This is a genomic window from Parabacteroides gordonii MS-1 = DSM 23371, from assembly GCF_000969825.1.
GTDB classification, from domain to species: Bacteria; Bacteroidota; Bacteroidia; order Bacteroidales; family Tannerellaceae; genus Parabacteroides; species Parabacteroides gordonii.
This window is the reverse complement of sequence record NZ_KQ033919.1, coordinates 3,924,267-3,940,401: the sequence shown is the minus strand read 5'-3', so window position 1 is coordinate 3,940,401 and position 16,135 is coordinate 3,924,267. Positions and strand designations below refer to the sequence as shown.

The 16,135-nt window shown below is 43.4% G+C and carries 10 protein-coding genes; 2 read left to right on the top strand and 8 right to left on the bottom strand.

Going from position 1 to position 16,135, the window contains the following annotated elements; all coding sequences use genetic code 11:
• Positions 1 to 6 precede the first annotated feature (6 nt).
• From ilvB to HMPREF1536_RS14890, 7 genes are all read right to left on the bottom strand, one after another.
• Positions 7 to 1,707, bottom strand: a complete 1,701-nt coding sequence (gene ilvB / locus HMPREF1536_RS14920; protein WP_028728705.1) for a biosynthetic-type acetolactate synthase large subunit — start codon at positions 1,705 to 1,707, stop codon at positions 7 to 9.
• Between the two features lie 27 nt (positions 1,708 to 1,734).
• Positions 1,735 to 3,567 (bottom strand): dihydroxy-acid dehydratase, encoded by a 1,833-nt coding sequence (gene ilvD, locus HMPREF1536_RS14915; protein ID WP_028728706.1) that lies wholly within the window; start codon positions 3,565 to 3,567, stop codon positions 1,735 to 1,737.
• Positions 3,568 to 3,942: 375 nt separating this feature from the next.
• Complete coding sequence (locus HMPREF1536_RS14910) at positions 3,943 to 5,403, bottom strand: alpha-amylase family protein (RefSeq protein ID WP_028728707.1); 1,461 nt, start codon at positions 5,401 to 5,403, stop codon at positions 3,943 to 3,945.
• A 73-nt stretch (positions 5,404 to 5,476) separates the two neighbouring features.
• Positions 5,477 to 6,910, bottom strand: a complete 1,434-nt coding sequence (locus HMPREF1536_RS14905; protein ID WP_044192802.1) for a RagB/SusD family nutrient uptake outer membrane protein — start codon at positions 6,908 to 6,910, stop codon at positions 5,477 to 5,479.
• A gap of 14 nt (positions 6,911 to 6,924) precedes the next feature.
• On the bottom strand, positions 6,925 to 10,227 hold the full coding sequence (locus HMPREF1536_RS14900; protein ID WP_044192804.1) for a SusC/RagA family TonB-linked outer membrane protein: 3,303 nt from the start codon (positions 10,225 to 10,227) through the stop codon (positions 6,925 to 6,927).
• A 157-nt stretch (positions 10,228 to 10,384) separates the two neighbouring features.
• Positions 10,385 to 11,380, bottom strand: a complete 996-nt coding sequence (locus HMPREF1536_RS14895; protein WP_028728710.1) for a FecR family protein — start codon at positions 11,378 to 11,380, stop codon at positions 10,385 to 10,387.
• A 186-nt stretch (positions 11,381 to 11,566) separates the two neighbouring features.
• The gene (locus HMPREF1536_RS14890; protein ID WP_028728711.1) at positions 11,567 to 12,124 is read right to left on the bottom strand and encodes an RNA polymerase sigma-70 factor; all 558 of its coding nucleotides are present in this window, start codon (positions 12,122 to 12,124) and stop codon (positions 11,567 to 11,569) included.
• Positions 12,125 to 12,246: 122 nt separating this feature from the next.
• On the opposite strand from HMPREF1536_RS14890, the gene HMPREF1536_RS14885 reads away from it, so the two are divergent.
• Complete coding sequence (locus tag HMPREF1536_RS14885) at positions 12,247 to 13,422, top strand: MalY/PatB family protein (protein WP_028728712.1); 1,176 nt, start codon at positions 12,247 to 12,249, stop codon at positions 13,420 to 13,422.
• A gap of 39 nt (positions 13,423 to 13,461) precedes the next feature.
• Here HMPREF1536_RS14885 and HMPREF1536_RS14880 read toward each other — a convergent pair whose 3' ends face one another.
• Positions 13,462 to 15,231, bottom strand: a complete 1,770-nt coding sequence (locus tag HMPREF1536_RS14880) for an LTA synthase family protein (protein WP_233426409.1) — start codon at positions 15,229 to 15,231, stop codon at positions 13,462 to 13,464.
• Between the two features lie 303 nt (positions 15,232 to 15,534).
• Here HMPREF1536_RS14880 and HMPREF1536_RS14875 point away from each other — a divergent pair, with 303 nt between their 5' ends.
• On the top strand, positions 15,535 to 16,113 hold the full coding sequence (locus HMPREF1536_RS14875; RefSeq protein ID WP_028728714.1) for an FKBP-type peptidyl-prolyl cis-trans isomerase: 579 nt from the start codon (positions 15,535 to 15,537) through the stop codon (positions 16,111 to 16,113).
• Positions 16,114 to 16,135: the final 22 nt, after the last annotated feature.

The following is a 16,135-nucleotide window of genomic DNA, read 5'->3' as shown; positions in this document are numbered from 1 at the left end:
TCCTCCTTACTTATCACCTAAAATCATGTTCGTAACGCTTCCTCCGGCCGGAACCATCGGATATACCATACCACAGGTTTCAACGTTGGCTACCAGCAGGTAAGCTCCGTCGTGGTTCAGCATTTCCGCTATTGCATCGTCCAGTTCTTCGCGGTTGTCGACTGCGCGGGATGCGATGCCGAATGCCTTGGCAATGGCTACAAAGTCGGGGTTCTTCATGATCGTATTCGAATAACGTTCGTGGAAGAACAGTTCCTGCCACTGGCGTACCATGCCGAGGAAGTTGTTGTTGAGCACGATGATCTTTACGTTCAGGTTTTCCTGCATGATGGTTCCCAGTTCTTGGATGGTCATCTGGATACCACCGTCGCCGGTAAAGAAACAAACGGTGCGGTCGGGAGCTCCCAGTTTGGCACCGATAGCGGCGGGAAGGCCGAAGCCCATCGTTCCCAATCCACCGGAAGTAACCACGCTGCGGGTTTGTTTGTATTTAAAGTAACGGACACCCATCATCTGGTTCTGGCCTACATCGGTCACCAGAACAGCGTCGTCGTTGGTTGCTTCGGAGACTTTACGGACTACCTCACCCATCTTCAGCTGGCCGCTGGTCGGATAAAGTTCTTTTTCGATCACCTTGTCGTGCTCTTCCTTCGCATCCGGTTCGAACTCGGCATTCCATTCCGGACGCTTGCGTTCTTCCAGCAGGGCGGTGATCATAGGAATGGTGTGTTTGGCGTTACCGAGGACTTTTACGTCTACCGGAACGTTCTTTCCTATTTCCGAATTGTCTATATCGAGGTGGATGATCTTCGCTTGCTTGGCGTAAGTCTTCAGATCACCGGTCACACGGTCGTCGAAACGCATACCGATGGCGATCAGCACATCGCATTCGTTTGTCTTGCGGTTAGGGCCTACATTTCCATGCATTCCCAGCATACCTTTATGCAACGGGAAGTCGGATGGTAATGCGGACAGACCTAAGACGGTAGAGCCTGCGGGTATATCGTTCTTCAGCAAGAAGGCTTTCAATTCTTCTTCAGCCCCGCCCAGGATAACGCCCTGGCCTACCAGGCAGAAGGGTTTCTTTGCGCTGTTGATCAAAGCGGCGGCGGCTTCTATACGTTCTTCCCTGATATCCGGTTCCGGTTGGTAACTGCGGATATAATCTACTTTCTGATATTCATAATCGACCAGGCCTACCTGTGCGTCTTTCGCCAAGTCCAGTACAACAGGGCCCGGACGGCCGGTAGAGGCGATATAGAAAGCACGGGAAACGGCCCAAGCTATTTCTTCGGGTTTACGGATCTGGTAAGCCCATTTCGTGATAGGCTGTGCAATGCCGATCACATCAACTTCCTGGAAAGCATCGGTTCCCAGCAGCGGAGACGGAACCTGTCCGGCTATTACTACCATCGGCGTACTGTCCATCAATGCATCGGCAATACCGGTGATGGTATTGGTTGCGCCGGGGCCGGAAGTGACGAGCGTTACCCCTACTTTACCGGAGACGCGGGCGTATCCCTGAGCCGCATGTGTCGCACCTTGTTCGTGGCGTACCAGAACGTGTTTCAATTGATCTTTGTAGTCATACAAACTATCGTAAATAGGGATCGCTTGCCCGCCCGGATAACCGAAGATAGTATCTACTCCTTCAGCGATCAGCGCTTTCAGCAAAGCTTCCGAACCGGTTATCTTTTGTTTATCCATCTCTAAATTATAGTGTTTGGTGTTTTATTAATCTTCTACTATTCGTACACCGCCTTTATCGGCCGAAGCAACCATCTTGGCATATGCTTTCAGGGCTTTCGATACCGTACGCTGGCGGAAAGGGGGTGTAAAGGCTTTTGTTCCGCGGGCTTCTTCTGCCTGACGGCGTTCTGCCAGTCCGGCGTCGCTTACCTTTACATTTATAGTTCGTTCGGGGATATTGATTTCGATTATATCGCCGTCTTTCACCAGGCCAATCGCTCCGCCTGCTGCTGCTTCAGGAGAGATATGTCCGATTGACAATCCGGATGTTCCACCGCTGAAGCGTCCGTCTGTGATCAGCGCACATTCTTTTCCCAGGTGTTTGCTCTTTATATAAGAGGTCGGATACAACATTTCCTGCATACCCGGGCCACCCTTGGGACCTTCATAGGTGATAACGACGACATCGCCGGAGACGACTTTGTTTTGAAGGATACCTTCGCATGCGGCATCCTGCGAGTCGAATACCTTGGCAGGGCCGGCAAAGCGGAAGATGCTTTCATCTACTCCGGCAGTCTTTACCACACAACCGTCCTGGGCGATGTTTCCGTAAAGGACGGCCAGACCGCCATCTTTTACATAGGCGTGTTCTACATCACGGATACAACCGTTTGCACGATCCGTATCGAGTTCCTTATAATAGCTTTCCTGTGAACCGAGCACCAGGTTGAAACGGTGCGCCGGAGCACTCTTATAGATATTTATTGCTTCATCCGTTACATTTACGGAAGTAACGCTGTATCGATCGATAGCTTCTGACAATGTCATACCGTCCACGCGTTTTACCGAACCATCTACCAGGCCGGCTTTTACCAGCTCGCTCATAATACCGATGATACCGCCTGCACGGTTCACATCTTCCACATGGTATGAACAGCTGGGTGCAACCTTACAGATAACCGGGGTTTTACGTGAAAGCATATCGATATCCTTCATGGTGAAATCAGCTTCTGCTTCATGGGCGACTGCCAGCAGGTGAAGAACCGTATTGGTAGACCCTCCCATCGCAATATCGAGCGACATGGCATTCAGGAATGCCTGACGGGTAACGATGCTGCGCGGCAGAACCGAGTCGTCGCCATCACGATAATATTTATAAGCATTATCGACAATCATTTTAGCCGCTTTCTTGAACAGGCGGGCACGGTTGGCGTGTGTTGCAACAACAGTTCCGTTTCCGGGAAGGGCCAGACCGATGGCTTCATTCAGACAGTTCATCGAATTGGCGGTAAACATACCAGAGCAGCAACCGCAGGTCGGACAGGCTGAACGTTCCACCTTTTCTACTTGTTCGTCGCTTATCGAGTCATCGGCAGCTTCGATCATGGCATCGATCAGGTCGAGTGCACGGCCATCCAGGTTTCCGGCTTCCATCGGGCCTCCCGATACAAATACAGTCGGGATATTCAAACGCATCGTTGCCATCAGCATACCCGGAGTGATCTTGTCGCAGTTACTGATACAAACCATAGCATCTGCTTTATGGGCATTTACCATATATTCCACGCTGTCTGCAATAATGTCGCGTGAAGGAAGGGAATAAAGCATTCCGTCGTGTCCCATAGCAATACCGTCGTCGATGGCAATCGTATTGAATTCGGCGGCAAAGCAACCGAGCTTTTCAATCTCCGCCTTTACCTGCTGACCGATCTCGTGCAGATGCACATGTCCCGGCACAAACTGGGTAAATGAATTCACAATGGCTATAATTGGTTTACCGAACTGCTCTTCTTTCATGCCGTTGGCACGCCACAATGCACGGGCTCCGGCCATGCGTCTGCCCTCTGTGCTATATGAACTTCTTAACGGATTCTTCATCATATTTGTTTTTATCTTTTAGTCAATAAAAAAGCCCTTCTCTATATGGAGAAAGGCTTAAGAAATATCATTTACGACTTCACAACTTCTTACACACCTTTCTCCTTACCTACTAATGACTAGAAGGACCACCACGAGAATAATATGTAATACATTGTTCATCATCTTTTCTTATCGTCTTTATTTTGTTTGACGCTGCAAATGTAGAATAATAATTTATACGAGCAAAGGATTTAAAAGAAAAATGTTGCTTTTTGTTTCATTTATCAAGAAAAGAGGGTAGTCATCTTGCATTTTAACAGATAACCAACCCTCAATTCATTGAATTCTTATTTATGAGCACCTGTTTGCTTCATATCCGATAATTTCCAGCCTTTACTCTTCGCTGATACGTTTGTTCAATTCCTTCAATAAGGCATACGATTTCGGAGAGATTGTTCCATCCTGATAGATCCGCACATTAATCATCGGAAGGTTCTTCCGTTTATTGGATTCTTTTACGACCTGCGTCAATTCATCGATAGAAAGAACAGGATCGCCGATAATGGAGTCTTTATAAATATGTGTCCAGTCCCCCGGCTCCAGAGTGCCCGAGAAAGTAGCCTGTAAACCATCCTGAGCTCCTCCGTGGAACAATCCGTCACTATTCAACGGCAGACAAGGATCATCAACACCTGCACTAGCTAAAGACAAGCCTAATTCCCCGGCATAATAATCCTGGAAATCTGTCAACTTCGGCAATATCCAGGAGTTGAAACAGATAGCCAGATCCTTATTTCCGCTTTTGGCTGCTTTAGCAATCCTTTCAAACGAGGCCCCGTTAGGATAATAGCCTATACCGTCATCCATCCATAAACCGGCCAGGCGATTTCCATACCTCATACTGATCTCTCCTACTATTTTTTCCACATTTGTAAACAGGTCGCCGGCATTATCACGTGTATAATGCTGCTTCTCCCACCATTCTTTATCGCCATGACCGACATGGTAATAGAGTATCAGAGGAATACCGTATTTTCCCAATGCTTCGGATAAATCTGCCACTAAATCTCTTTTTGTAGTACGCCCCGGTAAAATAGAATCGATCGCCTGTATCGGAGCCGGGAAATAATATTCTGCCCATGAAGTAGTAAAAAATATCAATTTGCCGCCACATTCATAAACAGTTCGGGCAAAACGGTCTACATCAAAATTGTTGACTGCATCTTCGTAGGCTAACGGTTCTCCTGACTGCGGCATACTTTTTGAATTCCAGTGGAAGAAAAAGCCGTAAGGCAAATCCGCCATCCAGGATGTATTGCTGCGGAGTGATGCTGCTTCAGCCTGCAACCGGTCATAAGCATCCGGCCTGGTTACTTCCAACGCATATAGATATACATTGAAATCATCCTTTTTACCCGGCTTGTTGATCTTTAGGGATAAAACAGATGTTCCTTTATCAAAATGCAACGGACGAGGGAACCGGCAACGCTGCCATCCGATACTATTTATAGGACAACAGATGCTATCCGTTCCATTGGAAAGGATCAGTTCTGTCTCTTCACCTTCCTCCAGATTATTTGCACAGACTATCATTTCCGCCAAATAGTCTTCTCCATTCGTATTAACTTTCCAGGAGACCGACTGATCCGGACTGTTCCAATTCTCTGCCCAAAATGCCTTATAAGGTTCTTCCGGATAAAGTTGTTTCACACCATTATTCAATTCTCCACGAAAAGAGATCAACCGGTTAATGTTTGCCGTATCCAGGTTTAATGCAGCAGGATCAACCGGATTGCTACAAGCGACCAGGCTTGCAACACATATAAATAAAAAGTAAACAAATCGCTTTTTCATTTCTTATATATGGATATAAGAAGGGCCAATCCAGAAAATATTTCAGACCGGCCCTTCATGTATTCTACATTAATTATCTGTAATCCAGATTCTGAGAAATGTTATTATTCAGAATTTCGGTATCAGGGATCAACCAGGTATTGTTGTAAGCACCAATAGGGACATTCAATCTGCTACCACGTGCTTTCTGTACCTTGTCGAATGTCTGGGTACGTTTCAGATCGTACCAGGCAAAACCTTCTTCATACAATTCATGCTGGCGTTCCAGCAGCACTGCTTCCCGGAACTGATCCTGAGAAAGCCCACTCAGATCAGGCACATTTGTCGGGTCACTCTGATCGACACGGGCACGTTTACGGACAGCATTGATATATTGATAGGCACCGGCCGGCCCGTTTATCTCATTTTCAGCCTCCGCAGCAATCAGATACATTTCAGCCAAGCGGATCAATTGAGTCTGCCAGGTCAGGATATTGGTATTTGATGCGGGTAATTCCTGTTCCAGATATTCTTCATTGATATACTTATTATAATATGTACGTGCGATGACTTTATTCCCTTTCGCATTTACATATTCAGGCTTGATTCCCCATTCTTTACGCATATCACCTTTATCGAAGCTGGCGATAAAAGCATCTGTCGGCAAATACAAGGCAGTCTGGCTACCGATCGGTGAAGATTCATTATGCATACCACTATAACTATCGGGAGCTGAGAACAATTGAGCCCAAATAGTTTCCGCCGTATAACGTTCCGTCTTAAAGACTTTATCGAACGTAGGCATCAAAGAATATTGACCACTGTTGATCACTTCGAGCGCTTTCTCTTTGGCTTTTGCATAATTTTCCTTCTGATTCATCGGAAAGCCGGCAGAAGTCAGATAGATACGAGCCATAATAGCTTTCACAACCAATTTATTTACACGTCCCATTTCCTGTGCTTCTTCCGGAAGTTTTTGTTCCGCATCCAGAATATCATCAAATATAAACTTGTAGATTTCTGCCTGCGGCGTACGATCTATCGCCACATCAGCATCACTGGTCACAACCTTATCCCGCAAAGGTACATCGCCAAAGAACTGAACCAGCGTAAAGTAAGACCAGGCACGCAAGCATTTTGCCTCCCCGATGATACGATTCTTGGTTTCGGCAGTAAAATCCTTATCTTCTATCGATTCCAAAATCATATTAGCATTCTTAATCGTACTGTATGGCCCAGACCAGGCATTTCTAAAGGCATAAAAACCATATCCCGGATTATTGGCCCAAATATCACCGACCTGTTCTGCGGCTTCCGGCTTATCATTATAGTCGGCAAAAACCTCTGTTAGATTCAGGTTTTGTCCCTGAGGATACAACCCTTTCAAAGCTCCGTCAAAATCTTCCACCGTTTGATAGAAGGAAGAAGGAGAAATAAACGTTTTCGGATCTTCTTCCAGCCAATCGGTACAAGAAGCAGATAATATAACCGGTACTGCCAGTAATATATTCTTAATCAGTGTTTTCATTCTTTTTATACGTATTAAAATTTAACCTGTAAACCCAAAGTAAATGATTTTGCAGACGGATAAACCCCTCTATCCCATCCGTTCACGGCTGAAGAAGTCCAGGATGCTTCCGGATCATAATGAGAATAGCTTGTAATCGTGATCAAGTTCTGTCCGCTCAGATAAACCGAGATATTGGGTTTACGTGATCCTGCAAACCACTGCGATGGCAATGCATAAGCCAGTTTGATATCTTTGAAACGCAGATACGATCCGTTTTCCACCCAAACAGAGCTCGGGTCTCCGAAGGCCAGATAATCTTTAGTGGCAGCAGATGCGCGTGCATACTTGGCATTTGGATTTTCAGGTGTCCAATGATTTTGCCAAACATCTTTACGGACATTCCATGTTCCGCCGATATTGGTGATACTTTTATTAAACTCATTTACAATATCGCCACCTACACTTCCGATCACCAGGAATGACAATTCAAAATTATTCCAATTAATAACATTTGTCAAACCGAACGTAAACTTTGGTTGCGTATTTGCGATAATTGTCTTATCACCTGTTGTTATACCGGCTTTTCCATCTGTGTCTTTATAACGGTAATCACCAGCCTTCTTTGTTGCCTCTCCATTCTGACGGGCTTCCTCATCCGTTTGATAAATCCCCTCGATCTCATAACCATACAACTGGAACGGAGCTTTACCGACAAACAGCGGGAACCAGTTTCCACCACCGATAGGAGCATCTATGCGCTGAATCTTATTGCCATACACATCCGAACCCAAATCTTTTACTACCGACTTATTGGATGTTATATTTAAGTTAGTCGTCCAGTTCACTTTCCCTTTCATATTGATTGTATTGATAGAGATTTCAAATCCCTTATTATCGATACGTCCTAAATTTCTCAACATAGAAGAATATCCAGAAGAAGGAGGAAGAGTCGCTTTATACAACAGATCTCGCGTTTGTTTCCAATAATAATCAAAACTTACGCTCAAGCGGTTACCAAAGAAACCCATATCCACACCTATATCCGTCTGCGTAGTTGTTTCCCATTTCAAATCGTCATTTGCCATAGAAGATAAACCAAAACCAATATCTTTACCACCTCCGAAAATAGGGCTGGAGGTTCCTAATTGAGCAAATGTCTGATAGGGATCAATCGATTGGTTACCTGTCTGGCCGACACTACCACGTAGTTTCAGATTACTCATCCAGTCGATATCTTTCATGAAATCTTCTTCCGAAACACGCCATGCCAACGCTGCTGAAGGGAAAAAAGCAAACTTATGATTCTTACTAAATTTGGATGAACCATCATAACGAGCTGTAACAGTAAGTAAATATCTTTCCATCAGATTATAATTAGCACGTCCCAGAAAAGATACCATCCGATAATCACTAAATCCTGAAGCCGGAATTCCCGGAGTCGATGCCACTCCCAAATTATTGGTTTCATAAACATCTCTTAAAAAGCCTGTTCCACTACCTTTCAGCTGGTTCCACTGGTATGTTTGAAAAGTAACACCACCCATCAGATTCAATGCATGATTTTTATTGAATTTCTTGTCGTAAGTCAAGATGTTCTCATTGATGATAGTATAATAATTTGCTTTTTCTTTGGAGGCGTCTCCATCCAGCTTTCCACCAGCTGATAAACCGATCGGAATATAACGATCCTTACTTGCTGCATTTACTTCTGCTCCGGCATTCACACGGAAAGTTAACCCATCAATAATATCGTAGATAAGAGACAAGTTCGCTAATAAACGGGAATTGACAGTTTTATCTTTATACAATTCTGCCATACCGACAGGATTCGTTCCTCCCCAGGGAGTTCCCGAGAAATTTGTATACTTTCCATCGGCATCCTTTATTTCCTGTATAGGAGACATAACCATTGCCGTATAAGCAATTGCGCCCCAACCGTCTGCATTACTGTTAGCCGTGTTCTGGGTTCCATATGAATAAGCGATGCTGGCATTCAATGACAAGTTTCTTGCTAACTTCTGATCTCCATTGATACGCAAAGCAAAACGGTTATAATTAGAACCTTTGATAATACCTTCCTGGTTCATATAGTTCAGAGAGGAATACAACTTCGTCTTATCCGTACCTCCCGAAACAGAAACCTGGTGACTGTGTGTCAAAGCAGTCTGATAGGCTAAATCCTGCCAATCGTTATTCGGTAGTGAAGCCGCCTGTTCCGGTGTGATAGCAATACCGTTTCCGTCATTTTGGGAAACCTCATTTACCATAGCTATATAATCGTCTTTTCCCAATAAGTCCAGCTTCTTTCTTAGTGAAGAAATACCTACATAACCATTATATTCCAGGACTGTATCACCCGTGCGACCTCTTTTAGTCGTAATCATAACGACACCGTTCGCACCACGCGAACCGTAGATAGCTGTAGAAGATGCATCTTTCAATACCTCCATCGACAAGATATCTTCCGGGTTGATATCCGAATTCATCTTTTCTACCGGCATACCGTCTATTACATAAAGCGGTTCGTTACCACCAGCCAGGGAATTGCTACCACGGACACGGATCATCATCGATTCACCCGGCTGACCGGTTCTGGCATTTACCTGTACACCGGCTATTTGCCCCTGCAATGCACGGTCGGCACTGGTTATACCCACCTGGCTTACATCTTTCATCTGTACGGAACCGACAGCACCTGTCAAGTCGCTTTTCTTCACCGTACCGTAACCGATAACAACGACCTCATCCAATGCTTCGGAATCTTCGCGAAGTGAAACATTTACTACATTTCCGCTTCCGACCTTCACTTCCTGGGTGTTGTAACCGATGTAAGATATCTGTAACGTACTACCTTCAGGAACACTCAGACTATACCGTCCGTTCATATCTGTAACCGTTCCGTTCGTCGTTCCTTTTACTACTACGTTCGCTCCGATAACAGGCTCACCTCTTTCATCTTTTACAATACCCGATACATTCTTCGTTGTTGAAGCAACCCGGTCTTGCTTGTTAATAATAATATGCCCGTTACTAAATGTTATCGAACAACCGGAACCTTCCAGTAATTGCTCCATAACCTCTTTCACATTACTGTTTTTGGGTAACTTTGTCAGGACACGTGAGTCATTAACTTCCTGGGTATTATAGTCGACAAACAGTTTAGTCTGCTGCTCAATCTGTTTAAAAGCAGTCTTCAACGTTACATTACTCCCAGTCAAGCTCACCTGTTGGTGTTGCGCATAAGAATATAAACTATTGATAGACAAAGCTGTTATAAATAACAGCTTGGATATACTTTTTCCGTTATTTATAGGTATTAGATTAGTTAATTTCATATATTTGTATGTTTGAAAATTGAATATTAATAAAATCTGACGATTTACTCGTCAATACAAAGATGTTCAATGATCGATTTCGAATTCCGGAAAGAGGGATTTTCGCACTTTCTGTCTTTCCGGTTTTCTTTTGTTCATACCTGTTCTCTCCTATATTTTAGTTTATAAATACCACATTCCCTTTTATTTTATAATGTATACCAACCAATTGTTGCAAAATATTCAGCACATCTTCCAGCTTTTCATCCGGTGAGAATTTCACATTATAATATTCCTCAGCAAACTTCTGGGAATTATAATGGATCGTTACATTGAACTTACGTTCCAAAGAAGCCATTAAACGATTGAATGATGTATTTTCAAATATCAGATAACCGTTTCTTTCCATATTATATAAGGAAGCATCGATAGAATGAACCATTACTGTATGTTCCGAATGTGAATAGACTAATTGCTGATCCGGCTTTAATATGGTTGGTTGAATGTTCTCATCCCTTACGGACACCAGCACACTTCCCTCTTCCAATGTAGCCATGGAACATGAATCGCTCGGATAAGCATCCACAGTAAATACGGTACCCAAGGCTTGGACATCGAGGTAAGTCGTCTTTACAATAAACGGTTGCTTCGGATTTTTCCGGACAGAAAATGAAGCTTGCCCGGTCAGGTAAACCGTTCGTGTATCGGTATCGGTAAAATCTTTCGGATAAACCAACAGCGTACCGGCATCCACCCACACCTTCGAACCGTCAGGCAATACCACCTGCTCACTTTCTCCGTAAGGGACAAATATCTGTGCCATTTCCACATGACGGGCCGGTTTAAAATTATCGGTTGTCCAATAGGTTATTCCGGCGGTCATAATCAGTAAAGCAATAACGGCAGCATACTTTAACCATTGACGATACAATGGCACCGAACGTTCCCGGACAGGAGCGACGGAAAGATGCCTTTGCAGGATTTCCCAGTCGCTATGAGTCGAAGCGGTCACTTCCGGCTGCGACTTCTCCCATAAATCCTGTAGCATTTCCTCCTTTTCTATTTTTCCATCGTCCGCCTTCAACCAACGTCCAAACAAGATACGTCCATACCGGGAAAAGTGTTTTCCGAAGTACAGTCGCATCAATTGTTTTGTATTGTTGTTTTCTTCCATAAAATATCCGTCTTTATAAGGATGTAGGTTAACCGGACGGATACACACAATCAAAATATTTTTTTTCTGAAAGTTTCAATCATTTCCTTTAGTTGAAACATTTGTTCCACCTAAGTGAAACACTTGTTTCTTTTAAGTGAAACAGTTGTTTCTCCATAGTGAAACTTTTATCGGATATAAAGACTTTTATTCTATACAAACGAGGAAGAAAAGATAAAGTACCTTCCGAAGAATGGCTAATGCTGCCGTCAGATGGTTTTCTACAGTTCGTTTACTGATATTCAGGCGGGTGGCAATCTCATCATTAGACAGACCTTGTTCACGGCTCATTTGGTAAATCAATTTCCGCTGGGGAGACATCTGTTCGACCGTACGGCTGATAATACTTTGCAACTCACGCGCAAACAGCGCTTCTTCTTCCGATTGGGAGACGGAAGCTTCCAACAAAAACTCATTCGTATACTTTTCCGAGACGGCAAGACGGTCGAAATAATCGTAGACGGTAAAACGTGCCATTTGAAATAGATAGGAAGAAAAAGAACGAACGTCTTTCAGCTTTACCCGGTCTTTCCACAACGTAAGAAACAAATCCTGGGCTATATCGCGACTGACTTCCTTGTCGTGCGTCAGGCCGACAAGGAAATATACCAACCTAGGTTGGTAACAGAAAAAAAGCTGTTCGAAAGCTTTTATATCCCCTTTTGCGATCTCCTTTAAGATATGTTGTTCCTCTGGTAATTCCATAACTAGTGCGAAGTAGCGAAAAATATCAGAAATATCAAAATAAAAAGAATCAGATAAAATAATTTGTATCTTTGACCCCGATCAATCGACAAACTAAGAAAAACTGACTGAACTAAGATAAAATGAAACAATACAACTTTGACGAAGTAATTGAACGCCGCGGAACCAATTGCGTCAAATATGATGCGATCAAAGAGCGGTACGGCAATGAGAATCTTACTCCTCTATGGGTTGCCGATATGGATTTCCGTACACCTGACTTTATTGTCAATGCGATAAAAAAACGCTGTGAGCACGAAATATTCGGTTATACTTTCGGTTCAGACTCTTACTATCAAAGTATTATCGAATGGGTAGACTACAAACAAAAGTGGAAGATCAAACGGGAATGGCTTAGCTATATTCCGGGTATTGTGAAAGGAATTGGCTTCGTAATCCAGTGTTTCACCAAGCCGGGAGATAAAGTTATCATACAACCTCCTGTATATCATCCCTTCCGTATCGTGCCGGAAAGCATGAAACGTGAAGTGGTAAATAATCCGTTGAAATTGGTTGATGGTATTTATGAAATGGACTTCGACCAACTCGAATCCGTGATTGACGAGCAATGTAAAGTCCTGATCCTTTGTAATCCTCATAACCCGGGCGGAATTGTATGGAAAAAAGATACACTGATCAAACTCGCTGAAATCTGTGCAAAGCATAATATCCTGGTCGTTTCAGATGAGATACATGCAGAAATGGCTTACCCGCAATTCACCCATCATCCGTTTGCCACCGTTTCGGAAGCTGCCGCCAATTGCAGTATTACTTTCATGGCGCCAAGCAAGACATTTAATATTGCGGGCATCGTAACTTCCTACTCTATCGTTCCTAACGAAAGGATAAGAAAAGAATTTTACGAATTCCTGGAAGCCGGAGAACTGGGTGACGGTACGATCTTTGCTTATACGGCAACTGAAGCGGCTTATACATACGGAGCCGAATGGTTACAACAAATGCGAATGTATATAATGGAGAATGTCCGTTTCGTAGACGAATTCTTCAAAACAAAACTGCCGAAGATCAAAGTATATCCTCCACAAGCCTCCTTCCTGGTCTGGCTGGATTGCCGCGATTTGAAGTTAAGCCAGGAAGAACTGGTTAAACTATTTCAGGAGAAAGCCGGCTTATTGTTGAATGATGGAAGTATGTTCGGCCCTGGCGGAGAAGGTTATATGCGACTGAATATTGGTTGTCCACGTTCCGTTCTGGATACAGCATTGAACGCATTGAAAAAAGCGATCGACAAGAAATAAACCCCTATAAGCCGGTTCTCTCCAGAATCGGCTTTTTTATTACTTAACAGCAACTATATCAGTCCTTTTATTCAGATCATGCCGATGTCCCAGATAATCGTACCGGATAATCATATCTGATATTTCCCAAGCTTTCTTAGCCATATAAATATCCTCTTTAGAAACTCCCGCCGTATCTCCCAGAACATTCAACTGGGGATCCACTTCAAAACCCGGTCTATGAGGATCTAGTATGCTTTCTCCCAATCCTCGCCACCAATAATCATTCAGGCCTAACAAATCCAATAAAGTCGGATATACATCCACCTGCCCCATTACCTTCCCATAATATAAATTGAAAGGTGCATTTAGTATGATCAAAGGAACAAATGACTTATCTGAAACGATCTGCTTCCCTACCGGATCATCGCAGAGTTCTTTTCTTACTGTGCCTAACGCTTCATGGTCTCCCATGATCATGATCAACGTATTTTCAAAACGTTTATCAGCACGAAGTTGTGCGATGAATTCACCGAGAGCCCGGTCTGTATAGTTGGCCATCGTCATATAGTTATTAAGTACTTCGGGTACTTCGGGAGAAAAGAATACCTTTTTCAGAGAATCCGGCAAGAGGAAAGGATTATGCCCCGAATAAGTTACGCATTGCAGAAATGTATTTCCCGATTCATTCCAGACTTCATTATTCCGAATCTTCTTCAAACACTGACGCAGAAAGGCACGATCGCCCACTTGTCCACGCGATCCGACAGGCTCCTCTTTTATAAAACATTTCTTTGAAACCAAGCTATCATAACCCATGGCCGGTGTTATTACACACTGATTCCATACCATCGGTTTATCAATAGTCAGACTATACGCTTCAGAGTCTTTATACTTTTCTTTAAACGCTTTTGCCAGTGAAGGATAATATGAGTCCGGGAATTTTATACTATAAGGCCCGGAGTTTATAGGTAAAAGACCTGTATTTACCAGTAATTGCGCATCGATAGAACGGCCGCCTTTTACCTGCGATAATACATGAGGAGCATAGATTACGGATGAATCCCTTATTATCCGGTTCAGATTCGGCGTTATCTCCTGCCCTTCGACTGTCTTTTCGAGTACCCAACTTTCCAGAGATTCAGCTAAAATAATAATACAATTATCCCTTGAATAAGTCTTTGGGAGAACGGATTTCCAATCCGTTCTCCTGGTTAACCAGGAGTCAATGCGATCCTTTATTTCCGGACTGTATGTGATATTACTACATGAATAGTCATAATAAAGAGAACCGAATATCGTATACATCGGGATATTGCATGTATGAAGATAGGCATCCTGCAATTTCTCGTAGGCTGTTTTAAAGCCATTCTGGCTCCAAAGCCGGATCGCAGGAAACAAAGAAACAAGTAATATCAGACAAATATACCGGACAAAGGCTAAAGGCATTTTACCCCCTTGAACTGTTTTAATATCTGTTCCTTTCCGGTAGTTGAACCACCATAAGAGACCGACCACCAAAGTCGAGAGCGGAAATAAAGTATCTACTATCCGTAGTGAGTCAAACACACTTCCTGAAAACTCAGTCAGGTTGGCTGCCAACGAATAGCTATCCAATGGGATTGCCGTAAAATAAGTACGGAAATACATCAGGTTGGAGACAAACAAACAGTCCATCAACACGAAGATTACCAAAGTAACCTTTACCGCCCGGAAACAGACCAACGGCAATAATAATAACAAGGCTACCAGCAGAGTATCCAGATAGGTCTCTATCTTTGAAAACGGAGTAAACGTGGATAACATGCACCAGAGCAAATTAAACCACATAAACTTCAGGATCAAACAGGAAAAAAACAGACTTACTAACCTTCTGTTATCCATACAACAAGGAAAGAAAAAGTCCCTCAATTTAGAAAACCACATGTGTAACTACAACTTTATTAACCTATCGATAAACACTATCTACTCACTGCTAAAATATATAATTTGTAGATTTTTGTTTCAGCCGACAAAGATAAGTATATTATAGATTAAAACATTACATATCTTTATTTTTAAAAGAATAACCTGATTAACTCGGAAATTATACGTAAATTTGTCTCGTTTTATTTATTACAAATACAATTAAAAATGAAAATTACAGCAAATAAGTTCGTTGCGGTTACATACGACCTGAACGTAGGAGAAGGTGAAGAGCGCGAGTTGATGGAAAAAGCAGTGACAGAAGCTCCTTTAAAATTCATCTTTGGAACAGGCGCCATGCTTCCTGCTTTCGAAGATGCTTTGAAAGGTCTCGAAGTAGGTGACAAATTCGACTTCTCTATCGCTCCTGCCGACGCATACGGAGAATATGTGGAAGATCATGTATTGGATCTGCCGAAAAACATTTTTGAAGTTGAAGGTAAATTTGACTCGGAAGTGATCAAAGAAGGTAACACAGTTCCTATGATGGACTCGAACGGTAACCGTCTGAACGGTTCTATCCTTGAAGTTAAAGACGATGTGGTTGTTATGGACTTCAATCACCCGTTGGCTGGTGAGACTTTACACTTCAGCGGTGAGGTTATCGATGTTCATGAACCGACAGCAGAAGAAATTGCAGCGTTATCAGCTCCGGCTGGCGGATGTGGTTGCGGATGCGATGACTGCGGAAGCGATTGCGGTGACCACAATCACGAAGGTGGTTGCGGATGCGGTAGCTGCCACTAATAAATAAAAAGAAAGATGCAGA

Excerpts from the sequence above, each read along its gene's own strand:
- ilvB (WP_028728705.1), bottom strand. The coding sequence starts at position 1,707 with ATGGATAAACAAAAGATAACCGGTTCGGAAGCTTTGCTGAAAGCGCTG.
- ilvD (WP_028728706.1), bottom strand. The coding sequence starts at position 3,567 with ATGAAGAATCCGTTAAGAAGTTCATATAGCACAGAGGGCAGACGCATG.
- HMPREF1536_RS14910 (WP_028728707.1), bottom strand. The coding sequence starts at position 5,403 with ATGAAAAAGCGATTTGTTTACTTTTTATTTATATGTGTTGCAAGCCTG.
- HMPREF1536_RS14905 (WP_044192802.1), bottom strand. The coding sequence starts at position 6,910 with ATGAAAACACTGATTAAGAATATATTACTGGCAGTACCGGTTATATTA.
- HMPREF1536_RS14900 (WP_044192804.1), bottom strand. The coding sequence starts at position 10,227 with ATGAAATTAACTAATCTAATACCTATAAATAACGGAAAAAGTATATCC.
- HMPREF1536_RS14895 (WP_028728710.1), bottom strand. The coding sequence starts at position 11,380 with ATGGAAGAAAACAACAATACAAAACAATTGATGCGACTGTACTTCGGA.
- HMPREF1536_RS14890 (WP_028728711.1), bottom strand. The coding sequence starts at position 12,124 with ATGGAATTACCAGAGGAACAACATATCTTAAAGGAGATCGCAAAAGGG.
- HMPREF1536_RS14885 (WP_028728712.1), top strand. The coding sequence starts at position 12,247 with ATGAAACAATACAACTTTGACGAAGTAATTGAACGCCGCGGAACCAAT.
- HMPREF1536_RS14880 (WP_233426409.1), bottom strand. The coding sequence starts at position 15,231 with ATGTGGTTTAATTTGCTCTGGTGCATGTTATCCACGTTTACTCCGTTT.
- HMPREF1536_RS14875 (WP_028728714.1), top strand. The coding sequence starts at position 15,535 with ATGAAAATTACAGCAAATAAGTTCGTTGCGGTTACATACGACCTGAAC.